The following is a 12,682-nucleotide window of genomic DNA, read 5'->3' as shown; positions in this document are numbered from 1 at the left end:
TCAGCTCTGCGCCCACTCCCGCGTCATCTGCCGCACATAGGACGGCGGCGCCGTGCCCAGGTCGTCGAAGGTGACGATCTCGTAGGAATCCGGCTGGGCCAGCAGCGCGCGCAGCAGGTCGTTGTTGAGCGCATGGCCCGATTTGTGCGCGGTATAGCTGGCCAGCAGCGGGTGGCCCACCAGGTACAGGTCGCCGATCGCGTCCAGAATCTTGTGGCGCACGAATTCGTCCTCGTAGCGCAGGCCGTCGGTGTTCAGGATGCGGTATTCGTCCATCACGATGGCGTTCTCGAACGAGCCGCCGCGCGCCAGGCCCATGCCGCGCAGGCTCTCGACGTCTTGCATGAAGCCGAAGGTGCGCGCGCGCGCCACGTCGCGCACATAGGTGATGTCGCCGAAATCTACGGTGGCGCGCTGCATCGTGCCATCGACCGCCGGGTGGTTGAATTCGATGAAGAAGTCGAGCTTGTAGCCGTCGTGCGGCGATAGGCGCGCCCACTTCTCGTTGGCGCCGCTCCCCTGGCGCACTTCGACGTCCTTGAGCACGCGGATGAACTTGCGCAGCGACGTTTGCTCTTCGACGCCGGCCTGCTGCAGCAGGAACACGAAGGACGATGCCGAACCGTCCATGATCGGGATTTCCTCGGCCGTGACGTCGATGTAGAGATTGTCGATGCCGAGGCCGGCGCAGGCCGACATCACGTGTTCGACGGTGGAGACGCGCACGCCGTCCTTCATCACGACCGAGGCCATGCGCGTGTCGCCCACCACGTCGGCGCTGCTCGGGATGGCCACGATCGGATCGACGTCGACGCGGCGGAAGATGATGCCGGTGTCGGGCGCGGCCGGACGCAGGGTGAGCTCGACCTTGCGGCCCGAGTGCAGGCCCACACCCGTGGTGCGGACCAGTTCCTTGATTGTTCGTTGTTTCAGCATGCGCCGATTATAGCCCAGCGTTTACAGCGGCGCTGCCGCCCCCCTCGATTGGCGGGGCCATGGTGGCGCGGTCGCGACAGCAGCCATGCGCACTTAGGGGTGTTCCGCCTCGGCATGGTCTTTTTCGTGGCGGATCAGATACAGGCCGCTGCCGATGATGATGGCCGCGCCCACGATGGTCCAGCCGTCGGGCAGCGCCCGCCACAGCAGCCAGTCCAGGCCCACGCCCCAGGCCAGGGCCGAATACTCGAACGGCGCCACGCTCGAGGCCTCGCCGCGCGAAAACGCCTCGGTGATCGCCAGCTGGCCGATGAAGCCCGACACCGCCAGGCCGCACAGCAGCGGAATCTCGCTGGCGGGCAGCGGCACCCAGTCCGGCGCCGCCAGCACTCCGGCGCCCGCCGCGATCATGACGATCAGCCAGAACACCGTGTGCTCGCTGCGGTCGGTGCGCGCCAGGACCCGCACCGTGATCGCCGACACCGCGTAGCAGGCGGCGGACCCCAGCACCGCCAGGCCGCCGATGGTGAGAAAGCCCGCGCCGCTGGGACGCAGCACCACCAGCACGCCGCACAATCCCACGCCGATGGCGAGCCAGCGCGCCAGGTCGACGCGCTCTTTCAGCAACAGCACCGACAGCGCGGTGATCAGGGCCGGCGCGATGAAGAAGATCGCATAGGCCTCGGCCAGCGACAGCTTCTTGAGGCCGAAGGCGAACAAGGCCAGCATCAGGATGCCCAGCAGGGCGCGCAGCAGGTGCATCGACCAGCGCACCTGGAACACGCCCGTGAAGGCGCCGCGCCAGGCCACGTAGGCGGCGACCAGCGGCAACGAACACATGGCGCGCAGCGCCGCCACCTGCAGCGCCGGATAGCGCGCCGCGAGCAGCTTCATCGCCGTGTCCATCAGGGCGAACATGAAGACGGCGAGCAGCATCGCCTGGATGCTGTACAGGTTGCGGCCGCGCGCCGTCGCCAACCCGGTCACAGGCGCTTCTCCATGAACAGGCTCAAGGGGTCGGGCCGGTAGCCGCCGAACGGCGCGCAGCGACTGAAGCCGAACCCTTCGTACAGCGCGATCGCGGCCGGCTGGTGGATGCCGGTTTCGAGCTTCAATTCGCCCAGGCCCGACATGCGGGCGAACATCGCCAGGTGTTCCAGGAGCTTCTTTCCCGTGCCCAGGCCGCGGCGCGCCTCGTCCACATACATGCGTTTGACTTCGCCATAGGCGCCGCGGTTGGCCAGGGCCGCGCAGCCGACCGCCGCGCCGTCGATGTCGCGCGCCACCAGGAACAGCACGTCGCCGGCCAGCAGCGCGTCGATGTCCAGCAGGTGGTTGCTCTCGGCCGGGTACAGCGCCGCGCAATAGGCGTCCAGCTTGCCCAGCATGGCCCGGACTTCTGGCTGGTCGGGGGTTTCGGTATTGATGATCATAAGTAGGAAACGGCGCCGCAGCGCCGTTCGTCAAGTGCGGATACGGCCGGGATCAGCCGAGTTTCTGCAGCATCGATTCGGCGCTCGACACGTCGACGCCCTTGGCGTCGATGTCCAGGCTCTTGACCACGCCATCCTCGACCAGCATCGCGTAACGCTTCGAGCGCGTGCCCATGCCGTGGGCCGAGAAGTCGTTGTCCAGGCCCAGGGCCTTGGTGAAGGTGGCGTTGCCGTCAGCCATCATGCGCACGATGCCGGTGGCCTTCTGGTCGCGGCCCCAGGCGCCCATCACGAAAGCGTCGTTGACCGAGATGCACCAGATTTCGTCGACGCCCTTGGCGCGGATCGCATCGGCGTGCTTGACGTAGCCCGGCACGTGCTGCACCGAGCAGCCTGGCGTGAAGGCGCCCGGCAGGCCGAAGATCACGATCTTCTTGCCTTTCACGAGGTCGGCCACCTGGAAGGTGTTCGGGCCGAGCGTGCAGCCCGCGGTCTCGTTCTCGATGAATTCCGCGAGGGTGCCTTCCGGCAGGCGGTCGCCGATCTGGATGGTCATGCTGTTCTCCTGTTGATGTTTTGTGAATCTTGCCATTATCGCCGATCCGGATCGGGCGTGCTGGTCTTGCGGCCGTTTCGCGGCGACGCAAACGAAAAGGCCAGCTTGCGCTGGCCTTTTCATCGCGAACGAGCGACCGAATCAGTCGGCCTGCTTGCGCAGGAACGCCGGAATATCGTAGGTCTCGACGCCGTTGCGCTGCATCGCCTGCACCTGCTCGGACGCCTGCTCGCGGCGCCACACGGCCGGCTGCTTCATGCCGCCCAGGGCGTCGGCGCTGGCCTTGCCCGCGGTCAGGCCGCCGGCGACGGCCGCGGCGCCCTGCATCACCGGCGCGTCGTAGGTGCCGGTGCGCAGCTGCTGCTGCGGTTGCACCAGCTGGATCGACTTCTTGTTCTTGCCCAGGCCCGTCGCGACCACGGTCACGCGGATTTCGTCGCCCATCGCGTCGTCGTAGGCGATGCCCTGGGCGATCGAGGCGTCCGGCGCCGCGAAGGCGCGCACGGCGGCCATGACTTCCTTGATCTCCTTGCCTTTGAGGCCGCGGCTGGCGGTCACGTTGACCAGCACGCCCTTGGCGCCCGACAGGTCGATGCCGTCCAGCAGCGGCGACGCCACGGCCTGCTCGGCGGCGATGCGCGCGCGGTCGACGCCGGCGGCGGTCGCGGTGCCCATCATGGCCTTGCCCTGCTCGCCCATGATGGTCTTGACGTCGTTGAAGTCGACGTTGATGTGGCCCGGCACGTTGATGATCTCGGCAATGCCGGCCACCGCGTTGTTGAGCACATCGTCGGCGTGCTTCATCCAGTCGAGCATCGATTCGTCTTCGTAGATGTCTTCGAGTTTTTCGTTGAGGATGACGATCAGGGAGTCGACATGCTTGGTCAGTTCTTCGAGGCCTTCCTCGGCCACGTCCATGCACTTCTGGCCTTCGTAGGAGAACGGCTTGGAGACCACGGCCACGGTCAGGGCGCCCATGGTCTTCGCCACTTCAGCCACGATCGGCGCGGCGCCGGTGCCGGTGCCGCCGCCCATGCCGGCGGCGATGAAGACCATGTGGGCGCCGCGCAGGGCATCCTCGATGCGCGAGCGCGACTGCTCGGCCAACTGGCGGCCGACCTCGGGACGCATCCCCGCGCCCAGGCCCGAATCGCCAATCTGGATGATGTTGTTGGCGCTGGAAACCGCCAGGGCCTGTGCGTCCGTGTTTGCGGCGATGAACTCGACACCGGACACACCTTTATTGATCATGTGCTGAACCGCGTTGCCGCCGGCGCCACCGACGCCAACGACCTTGATCACGGTTCCCAGTGCTGCGTTATCGACCATATCGAACTCCATGATGAACTCCCTAATTTTCAAAATGCGGTTCCAGGGAAGAGGCCTTGGCGTTGCTGGTTCGCTGCCTCAAACCGGTAACTGCGATTGTATTTAAAAACCTTGTACCCGTGACGAATTTTTACAACTGAATTTGTTACTAGAGTTTAGAAATTCCCGGCTATCCATTCCTTCATGCGCTGCCAGACCGCCTTCACCGACCCGTCCTGGCGCGTGACGATGTGTCCGCGCAGGTACTGCTTCTTCGCTTCGAGCAACAGGCCGAGCACTGTCGCGTAGCGCGGGCTGCGCACCACGTCGGCCAGCTGGCCCCGATAGTCGGGCGTGCCGAGGCGCGCGGGCTTGAGGAAGATGTCTTCCGCCATCTCGATCATGCCCGGCATGATCGAGCTGCCGCCCGTCAGCACGATGCCCGAGGACAGCACGCCTTCGTAGCCGGATTCGCGCACGGCCTGATGGACCATGGCGAACAGTTCTTCCACCCGGGGCTCGATCACGGCTGCGAGGGCCTGGCGCGACAATGCGCGTGGGCCGCGGTCGCCGAGACCTGGCACTTCGAGTGTCTCGCCCGGATCGGCCAATACCTGCTTGGCCACGCCGTAGCGGATCTTGATGTCCTCCGCCTCGCCGGTCGGCGTGCGCAGGGCCATTGCGATATCACTGGTGATCTGGTCGCCGGCGATCGGAATGACCGCCGTGTGGCGAATCGCGCCGTCCGAAAACACCGCGATGTCGGTGGTGCCGCCGCCGATGTCGATCAGGACCACGCCCAGTTCTTTTTCGTCGACCGTCAGCACCGCGTCGGCGGACGCCATCGGCTGCAGGATCAGGTCCGAGACCTCGAGCCCGCAACGGCGCACGCACTTTACAATATTTTGCACCGCGGACACCGCACCGGTGACGATGTGCACCCGCACTTCCAGTCGAATGCCGCTCATGCCGATCGGCTCGCGCACGTCTTCCTGGTTGTCGACGATGAATTCCTGCGGCACCGTGTGCAGCAGTTGCTGGTCGGTCGGGATGTTGACCGCCTTGGCGGTCTCGATCACGCGCGCCACGTCGGTGGCCGTCACTTCCTTGTCCTTGATCGCCACCATCCCGCTCGAATTGAACGAGCGGATATGGCTGCCGGCGATGCCAGCGTAGACGTTGCGGATCTTGCAATCCGCCATCAGCTCGGCTTCCTCGAGCGCGCGCTGGATCGATTCGACCGTGGCCTCGATGTTGACGACCACGCCCTTCTTCAATCCCTTCGACTCGTGCTGACCCAGCCCGATCACCTCGTGGCGTCCGTCGGACATCACCTCGGCGACCACGGCCACCACTTTGGAGGTGCCGATGTCGAGGCCGACGATCAGGTTTTTCGCGTCTTTTGTCATTGCTGTTCGCCTGCTTCAGATTTGCTTGGTTGTTTTATTGGGTGTTGCATGTTTGGGTGACTCTTTGGGCTTCTTTGCCGCCTTGACCGGCTTCGTCGCATCCACCGGCACCGTGAGCGCCGCCGACGACAGGGCCAGACCGTTCGGATAGCGCATGTCGATCGTGTCGATACGGCCTTCCTGTAGCCGGGCGACCAGCTGCGGATAGACGCCGACCAGGCGCTGCACGCGCTTCTTGAGCGTGTTGCGATCCTGCTCGCGTCCCAGTGCGACGCTCATGCCGTTGTCCAGCTTCACGGTCCAGGCATACCGGTTGGACAGCGACAGCTCCTGCGGCACCAGCTGCACGGGAGCGAACGCCGTGCGCAGTTCGTTGAAGCGGGCCAGCACTTCCTTCTCGCTGCCGACCGGACCGTCGAAGGCCGGCAGCGCCTGCTCATCCTCGGTCTCGGCCACGTTGGCGGTGAACACGTCGCCCTTCACCGACAACAGGCGGCCATCCTCGCCCCAGGTGCCGAGCGCTTCGTGCTCCTCGACCTCGACCACCAGCGCATTGGGCCACTCGCGGCGCACGGTGGCGCGGCGCACCCAGGGCACGGTCTCGAAGGTGGCGCGCACCTGTTCCAGGTCGGCGGTGAAGAAGTTGCCGCGAATCTTGCCGAGCACGCCGTTGCGCACGGTGAGTTCGTTTACGTGCTTCAACTCGATTCCGTACATGCTCTCCACCGTCACCGAACCGAGCGCGAACATCGGGCGCTGCGACAGCCACCACACGCCCGAGATCAAGGCGGCGAGCACCGTCACCGCCGTCAGGAAACTGGCGGTCGCGTTGAGGGCCCGGACGTCATGCCACATCTGCTTTTATCCTTTTGCCTTCTGGCCCATCTTGAGCCGCGCCGAACGCAGGATCTCGACGCACAGGTCTTCGTAGCCGATGCCGACCGCGCGCGCCGCCATCGGCACCAGCGAGTGGGTCGTCATGCCGGGCGAGGTGTTCACCTCCAGCAGGAAGGGACGCATATCGCTTTCGCGCACCAGCACGTCGACCCGGCCCCAGCCCTCGCAGCCCAGGGCGCGGTAGGCGTTCACCGCGTGGCGCTGGATCTCGTGGGTCAGCTCCTCCGGGAGCGGCGCCGGGCAGTGATATTGCGTGTCGTCGGTGAAGTACTTGTTCTGGTAGTCGTACTTGCCTTCCGGCGCCACGATCTCGACGATCGGCAGCGCGCGCGCCGAGGCGCCATGGCCCAGCACGGCCACGGTGAACTCGCGGCCGGTGACGAACTCCTCGGCCAGCACCGACTCGTCCATGCTGGTCACCAGCGCCACCGCCTCCTTCAGCTGGTCGGCTTGCGTGACCTTGGTGATGCCGATGCTCGAGCCTTCGAGCGGCGGCTTGACGATCAGCGGCAGGCCCAGGTCGGCCACCACCGCATCCAGGTCGGTATCCGCATCGATCCTCACGTAGCGCGGGGTCGGCACGCTCTCCTGCAGCCAGATCTTCTTGGTGGTGATCTTGTCCATGCCAACGCTGGACGCCATCACGCCGCTGCCGGTGTAAGGGATACCCAGCAGTTCGAGGGCGCCCTGCAGGCTGCCGTCTTCGCCGTAGCGGCCGTGCAGCGCGATGAACACGCGATCGAATCGTTGCGCGGCCAGCTCGGCCAGGCTTTGCGTGCCGGGGTCGAAGGCATGGGCGTCGATGCCGCGGCCCTGCAGCGCCGCCAGGACGCCGGCGCCGGAAATGAGCGAGATCTCGCGTTCGGCGGAGCGTCCGCCGAACAGCACGCCGACCTTGCCGAAAGCCGCTGCGTCAAGAGTTGGGGTGGTGGTCACGGTTCAGGCCTCGCATTGATGATAGATTCGTTAGTGAGTTGGTTCGGCACGCCGCTGATCGAGCCGGCGCCCATGGTCAGCACGACGTCGCCGTCGCGCGCCACATTCAGGATGGCGGCCGGCATGTCGGCGATCGTCTCCACGAAGATCGGCTCAAGCTTGCCCGAGGTGCGCAGCGCGCGCGCCAGCGCGCGGCCGTCGGCGGCCACGATCGGCGCTTCGCCGGCCGGGTAGACCTCGGCCAGCAGCAGAACATCGGGCGTGGCCAGCACCTTGACGAAATCCTCGAACAGGTCGCGCGTGCGGCTGTAACGGTGCGGCTGGAAGGCCAGCACCAGGCGCCGGCCCGGATAGGCGGCGCGCGCCGCGGCCAGCGTCACCTCGGTCTCGACCGGGTGGTGGCCGAAGTCGTCGACCAGGGTAAAGCTGCCGCCGGCGGGCAGCGCCACTTCGCCATAGCGCGTGAAGCGGCGGCCGACGCCACGGAATTCCAGCAGGCCCTGGGCGGTGGCGGCGTCCTCGATGCCGATCTCGCGCGCGATCGCGATCGCCGAGCAGGCATTGAGCACATTGTGCATGCCGGGCTGGTTCAGCACGAACTTGGTGTCCGGATAGCCTTCCTGGCGCACCGTGAAATGCATCTGCGTGCCTTCGGCATAGGCGTCCAGCGCACGCACCTCGGCTTCCTCGCAGAAGCCATAGGTGGTGACCGGCTTGGTCACCTGCGGCAGGATCGAGCGCACGTGCGGGTCGTCGATGCACAGCATCACGCGGCCGTAGAACGGCATGCGGTGCGTAAAGTTCACGAACGCGGCCTTCAGCTTCTCGAAGTCGTGCTCGTAGGTGTCCATGTGGTCGGCGTCGATGTTCGTGATCACTTCGATCATCGGCGACAGGTTCAGGAACGAGGCATCCGACTCGTCGGCCTCGGCCACGATGTATTCGCCGCTGCCCAGGGCCGCGTTGGCGCCGGCCGCCGTCAGGCGTCCGCCGATGACGAAGGTCGGATCGAGTCCGCCGGCGGCCAGCACCGACGCCACCAGGCTGGTGGTGGTGGTCTTGCCGTGGGTGCCGGCGATCGCGATGCCGCGCTTCAGGCGCATCAGTTCGCCCAGCATGATCGCGCGCGGCACGATGGGCGTCTTGTTGGCGCGCGCGGCGACCACTTCGGGATTCGCCTCGTTGACGGCGGTCGAGGTCACGACGACGTCGGCGCCGCTCACGTTCTCGGCCTGGTGGCCGAGGTGGACGGTCACGCCCAGGCCGGCCAGGCGCTGGGTAGCGGCATTGCTGCCCAGGTCCGAGCCCGACACCTGATAGCCGAGATTGTGCAGCACCTCGGCGATGCCGCTCATGCCGCTGCCGCCGATGCCCACGAAGTGGATGTTCTTGATCTTGTGTTTCATTAAAGCTGCCCTGCCAATTGTTCGAGTTCGCGCGCGATCGCCTCATTGGCGTCGCGCTTGCCCACGCCATGCGCCGCCTGCGCCATCGCCAGGCAACGCTCGCGCGTCGTGTCTTGCAGCAGGCTCGCCAGCCGCTGCGGATTGAGTTCGCCCTGCGCCAGATGCACCGCCGCGCCTTGCTTGTCCATCCACACCGCGTTGTCGCGCTGGTGGCTGGTGGTGCTGGCGACGAACGGCACCAGCACGCTGGCCACGCCGGCCGCCGTCAGCTCGGACACCGTGATCGCGCCGGCGCGGCAGATCACCAGGTCGGCGTTCGCGTAGGCAGCGGCCATGTCATCAATGAAGTCGACCACGTTTGCGTTGACACCGGCCTGCAAATAAGACGCGCGCAGCGCATCGATATTCTTCTTGCCCGACTGGTGGGTCACGATCGGGCGCAGGGCCGGGTCGATCAGGGCCAGGGCCGCCGGCACGCTGTCGTTCAGGACTTTCGCCCCCAGGCTGCCGCCCACCACCAGCACGCGCAGCGGACCGCTGCGGCCGGCGAAGCGCGCGGAAGGCAGAGGCAGGTCGAGGATCTGCTGGCGCACCGGGTTCCCGGTGACCACCGCCTTGTCGGCCGCCTTGCCGAAGTCCGCCGGGAAGCCGAACAGCACACGCTGCGCCACCGGCGCCAGCGTCTTGTTCGACAACAGCAGCGCGGCGTCGGCGTTCACCAGCGCCAGCGGAATGCCGCGCGAACGCGCGGTCAATCCGCCCGGAACCGTGACGTAGCCGCCCATGCCCAGCACCACGTCGGGACGACGGCTGCCGAGATAGCGGCGGCAGGTGAGGAAGCTCGCCGCCATCTTGAAGGCGCCCTTGACGGTGTGGCCCAGGCCCTTGCCGCGCAGGCCGGCGAAGTCGATGGTGTCCATCGGGATGCCGGCCTTGGGCACCAGGTCGGTTTCCATGCCGTGGGCGGTGCCGAGCCAGCTCACTTCCCAGCCGCGCGCGCGCATGGTCTGCGCGATCGCGATGCCGGGGAAGATATGGCCGCCCGTTCCTGCAGCCATGATCATCAAACGCTTAGTGTTTCTGACCTTCATGTGCGGCCTCCGCGCATCCGCACCCGGTTCTCGTAATCGATCCGCAGCAGGATCGCGAGGCCAATGCAGTTGAACATGACGCCCGAACCACCAAAGCTCATCAGGGGCAGGGTCAGGCCCTTGGTCGGCAACAGGCCCAGGTTCACGCCCATATTGATGAAGGTCTGCACGCCGATCCAGATGCCGATGCCCTTCGCGGCCAGGCCGGCGAAGGTCTGGTCGAGGGCGATCGCCTGGCGGCCGATGTCGAAGGCGCGCTTGACCAGCCAGTAGAACATCGCCACCACCACCAGCACGCCGACCAGGCCCAGCTCTTCGCCGATCACGGCCATGATGAAGTCGGTGTGCGCTTCCGGCAGGTAGTGCAGCTTCTCGACCGAGGCGCCCAGGCCCACGCCGAAGAATTCGCCGCGCCCGAAGGCGATCAGCGAGTGCGTCAATTGATAAGCCTTGTCCAGCGCATTGCCCTCTTCCCATGGATCGAGGTAGGCGAACATGCGCGCGCGCCGGAACGGCGACAGCGCGATGATCGCGCTGAAGATCACCACCAGCAGCGCGCCGATGCCGCCGAACCAGACGATATTGATCCCGCCCAGGAACAGGATGCCCATGGCGATGCAGACGATCACGCCGAAGGCGCCGAGGTCGGGCTCGAGCAGCAGCAAGGCGCCGACCAGGCCGATCGCGACCATCATCGGCAGGAAGCCCTTGGTGAGCTTGTGCATGTACTCCTGCTTGCGCACCGTGAAGTCGGCCGCGTACAGCACCACCGCGATCTTCATGATCTCGGATGGCTGCAGGTTGAAGACCTTCAGCGACAGCCAGCGCCGCGCGCCGTTGACCGACACGCCCAGGCCCGGGATCAGCACCAGCACCAGCAACACCAGGGTGCCGATGAACATCATCGGCGCGTATTTTTGCCATACCGCGATCGGCACCCGGAACACCACCGCGGCCGCAACCATCGAGACGATGATGTAGATCGCCTGGCGGTACAGGAAGTATTCGTTGCGGTCTTCCAGGTAGCGGAACTTGGGCGAATCGGGCAAGGCGATCGAGGCCGAGTACACCATCACCATCCCGAGCAGCATCAGCAGCAGCGTGACCCAGACCAGCGGCTGGTCGTAGTCCATCATCTTCGACGGCTTGCTGCGGCCGTCGACCGTGGCGTCGGAGGCGGTTCCGGAGAACTTGAACGGAATCTGGAAGGCCATCAGATCTCCTGTCCCTTGTCCAGCGCGATCTCGCGCACCGTGTCGACGAACACCTGGGCGCGGTGCGCGTAATTGGTGAACATGTCGAGGCTGGCGCAGGCCGGCGACAGCAGCACGGCGTCACCGGGACGCGCCAGGCCCGCGGCGCGGCGCACCGCCTGCGGCAGGTCATCCAGGTCGAAGGCCGGCACGCCGGTCGGCTCGACCGCGGCGCGTACCGCGGGCGCATCGCGGCCGATCAGCAGCACGGCGCGCACGTGATCGGCGACCGGTTGCGCCAGCGGCGCGAAGTCCTGGCCCTTGCCGTCGCCGCCGGCGATCAGGAGGATCTGCTGGTCGGCGCCGGTGAAGGCCTTGCCCAGGCCGGTCAGGGCAGCCACGGTGGCGCCGACATTGGTGCCCTTGCTGTCGTCGTAGTAATCGACGCCGTCGATGGTGGCGACCAGTTCCACGCGATGCGGCTCGCCCGCGTATTCGCGCAAGCCATGCAGCAGCGGCGCCAGCGGCAGGCCGCAGGCGCGGCACAGGGCCAGCGCGGCCAGCGCGTTCGAGGCATTGTGCAGGCCGCGGATTTTCAAGGCATCGGCCGGCATCAGGCGGTTGACGATGGCCTCGACCGGCTCCGGCGCCTCGTTTTTCTTGCGCTTCTTTTCGACTTCCTCGCCCGCGACCGCATTGGCCAGCCACAGCACGCCGCGCTCTTCGAGCAGGCCGAAGCTGTCGGCCTCGACCGGCTCATCGGTGCCGAAGGTATAAGCCGGGGTGTCGACCGCCGCCATGCGCATCACGCGCGCATCGTCGCGATTGAGCACGCGGATGGTAGCCGCGCCGAAGATGCGCGCCTTGTCGGCCGCATAGGCGTCCATGCTGCCGTGCCAGTCCAGGTGGTCCTGGCTCAGGTTCAGCACCGTCGCGGCGTCGGCCTGCAGGCTGAAGGTGGTGTGCAGCTGGAAGCTGGACAGTTCCAGCACCCAGGCCTGCGGCAGGTCATTCGCATCGATCGTTTCGCGCAGCACGTCCAGCGCGGCCGGGCTGATGTTGCCGGCCACGCGCGTGCTGAGGCCCGCGCGGCGGCACAGCAGGCCGGTCAGGCTGGTCACCGTGGTCTTGCCGTTGGTGCCGGTAATGGCGATGACCTTTGGCGTGTAGCCGCTCGTCTCGCGCAGGTGCGCCAGCGCCTGCGCGAACAGCTCGATCTCGCCCCACACCGGAATGCGGCGCTCGGCGGCGGCGGGCACGATCTCGGCCAGTTCGCGATGCGGCGCCAGGCCCGGGCTGACGGCGACGAAGTCGACGCCGTCGAGCAGCGCGACATTGAAATCGCCCGCGATGAATTCGGCGTCAGGCGCCGCGGCGCGCAGCGCTTCCAGGCGCTGGGGTGCATCGCGCGTATCGGCCGCGCGCACGCGTGCGCCGGCCCGCGCCAGCCAGAGCGCCATCGCCAGCCCGGATTCGCCCAGGCCCAGCACCAATGCGTGTTTGCCGTCGTAGTTCAT

The 12,682-nt window shown here is 66.6% G+C and carries 12 protein-coding genes; all 12 read right to left on the bottom strand.

Going from position 1 to position 12,682, the window contains the following annotated elements:
- On the bottom strand, window positions 1–936 hold the full coding sequence (gene lpxC / locus HMPREF9710_RS16650; RefSeq protein ID WP_005668248.1) for a UDP-3-O-acyl-N-acetylglucosamine deacetylase: 936 nt from the start codon (window positions 934–936) through the stop codon (window positions 1–3).
- A gap of 93 nt (window positions 937–1,029) precedes the next feature.
- On the bottom strand, window positions 1,030–1,872 hold the full coding sequence (locus HMPREF9710_RS16645; RefSeq protein WP_040777266.1) for a DMT family transporter: 843 nt from the start codon (window positions 1,870–1,872) through the stop codon (window positions 1,030–1,032).
- A gap of 47 nt (window positions 1,873–1,919) precedes the next feature.
- Window positions 1,920–2,369, bottom strand: coding sequence for a GNAT family N-acetyltransferase (locus tag HMPREF9710_RS16640; protein WP_005668246.1), 450 nt, complete (start codon window positions 2,367–2,369; stop codon window positions 1,920–1,922).
- 52 nt (window positions 2,370–2,421) lie between these two features.
- Window positions 2,422–2,925 carry a peroxiredoxin gene (locus tag HMPREF9710_RS16635; protein WP_005668245.1) on the bottom strand — a complete coding sequence of 168 codons (504 nt, stop codon included), beginning with the start codon at window positions 2,923–2,925 and terminating at the stop codon, window positions 2,422–2,424.
- A 141-nt stretch (window positions 2,926–3,066) separates the two neighbouring features.
- Window positions 3,067–4,266 (bottom strand): cell division protein FtsZ, encoded by a 1,200-nt coding sequence (gene ftsZ / locus HMPREF9710_RS16630; protein WP_005668244.1) that lies wholly within the window; start codon window positions 4,264–4,266, stop codon window positions 3,067–3,069.
- Between the two features lie 143 nt (window positions 4,267–4,409).
- Window positions 4,410–5,642: a cell division protein FtsA gene (gene ftsA / locus HMPREF9710_RS16625; RefSeq protein WP_005668243.1), complete on the bottom strand. Its 1,233-nt coding sequence runs from the start codon at window positions 5,640–5,642 to the stop codon at window positions 4,410–4,412.
- Window positions 5,643–5,657: 15 nt separating this feature from the next.
- Window positions 5,658–6,497: a cell division protein FtsQ/DivIB gene (locus HMPREF9710_RS16620; RefSeq protein ID WP_005668242.1), complete on the bottom strand. Its 840-nt coding sequence runs from the start codon at window positions 6,495–6,497 to the stop codon at window positions 5,658–5,660.
- 6 nt (window positions 6,498–6,503) lie between these two features.
- Window positions 6,504–7,475, bottom strand: coding sequence for a D-alanine--D-alanine ligase (locus HMPREF9710_RS16615; RefSeq protein ID WP_005668241.1), 972 nt, complete (start codon window positions 7,473–7,475; stop codon window positions 6,504–6,506).
- Window positions 7,472–8,881, bottom strand: coding sequence for a UDP-N-acetylmuramate--L-alanine ligase (gene murC / locus HMPREF9710_RS16610; RefSeq protein ID WP_005668240.1), 1,410 nt, complete (start codon window positions 8,879–8,881; stop codon window positions 7,472–7,474). The genes HMPREF9710_RS16615 and murC overlap by 4 nt, the downstream gene beginning before the upstream one ends.
- Window positions 8,881–9,972 carry an undecaprenyldiphospho-muramoylpentapeptide beta-N-acetylglucosaminyltransferase gene (gene murG / locus HMPREF9710_RS16605; RefSeq protein WP_005668238.1) on the bottom strand — a complete coding sequence of 364 codons (1,092 nt, stop codon included), beginning with the start codon at window positions 9,970–9,972 and terminating at the stop codon, window positions 8,881–8,883. Before murG ends, murC begins: the two co-directional genes overlap by 1 nt.
- Complete coding sequence (gene ftsW, locus HMPREF9710_RS16600; RefSeq protein ID WP_005668236.1) at window positions 9,969–11,186, bottom strand: putative lipid II flippase FtsW; 1,218 nt, start codon at window positions 11,184–11,186, stop codon at window positions 9,969–9,971. Before ftsW ends, murG begins: the two co-directional genes overlap by 4 nt.
- Window positions 11,186–12,682: a UDP-N-acetylmuramoyl-L-alanine--D-glutamate ligase gene (gene murD, locus HMPREF9710_RS16595; RefSeq protein ID WP_005668234.1), complete on the bottom strand. Its 1,497-nt coding sequence runs from the start codon at window positions 12,680–12,682 to the stop codon at window positions 11,186–11,188. The genes ftsW and murD overlap by 1 nt, the downstream gene beginning before the upstream one ends.

It is taken from the genome of Massilia timonae CCUG 45783 (assembly GCF_000315425.1).
Lineage (GTDB): Bacteria > Pseudomonadota > Gammaproteobacteria > Burkholderiales > Burkholderiaceae_D > Telluria > Telluria timonae.
The sequence above is the reverse complement of the archived record's forward strand: the minus strand, read 5'-3'. Positions and strand labels throughout refer to the sequence as shown.

Excerpts from the sequence above, each read along its gene's own strand:
- murG (WP_005668238.1), bottom strand. The coding sequence starts at position 9,972 with ATGAAGGTCAGAAACACTAAGCGTTTGATGATCATGGCTGCAGGAACG.
- lpxC (WP_005668248.1), bottom strand. The coding sequence starts at position 936 with ATGCTGAAACAACGAACAATCAAGGAACTGGTCCGCACCACGGGTGTG.
- murC (WP_005668240.1), bottom strand. The coding sequence starts at position 8,881 with ATGAAACACAAGATCAAGAACATCCACTTCGTGGGCATCGGCGGCAGC.
- ftsA (WP_005668243.1), bottom strand. The coding sequence starts at position 5,642 with ATGACAAAAGACGCGAAAAACCTGATCGTCGGCCTCGACATCGGCACC.
- HMPREF9710_RS16635 (WP_005668245.1), bottom strand. The coding sequence starts at position 2,925 with ATGACCATCCAGATCGGCGACCGCCTGCCGGAAGGCACCCTCGCGGAA.
- murD (WP_005668234.1), bottom strand. The coding sequence starts at position 12,682 with ATGAACTACGACGGCAAACACGCATTGGTGCTGGGCCTGGGCGAATCC.
- HMPREF9710_RS16645 (WP_040777266.1), bottom strand. The coding sequence starts at position 1,872 with ATGCTGCTCGCCGTCTTCATGTTCGCCCTGATGGACACGGCGATGAAG.
- ftsW (WP_005668236.1), bottom strand. The coding sequence starts at position 11,186 with ATGGCCTTCCAGATTCCGTTCAAGTTCTCCGGAACCGCCTCCGACGCC.
- ftsZ (WP_005668244.1), bottom strand. The coding sequence starts at position 4,266 with ATGGAGTTCGATATGGTCGATAACGCAGCACTGGGAACCGTGATCAAG.
- HMPREF9710_RS16620 (WP_005668242.1), bottom strand. The coding sequence starts at position 6,497 with ATGTGGCATGACGTCCGGGCCCTCAACGCGACCGCCAGTTTCCTGACG.
- HMPREF9710_RS16640 (WP_005668246.1), bottom strand. The coding sequence starts at position 2,369 with ATGATCATCAATACCGAAACCCCCGACCAGCCAGAAGTCCGGGCCATG.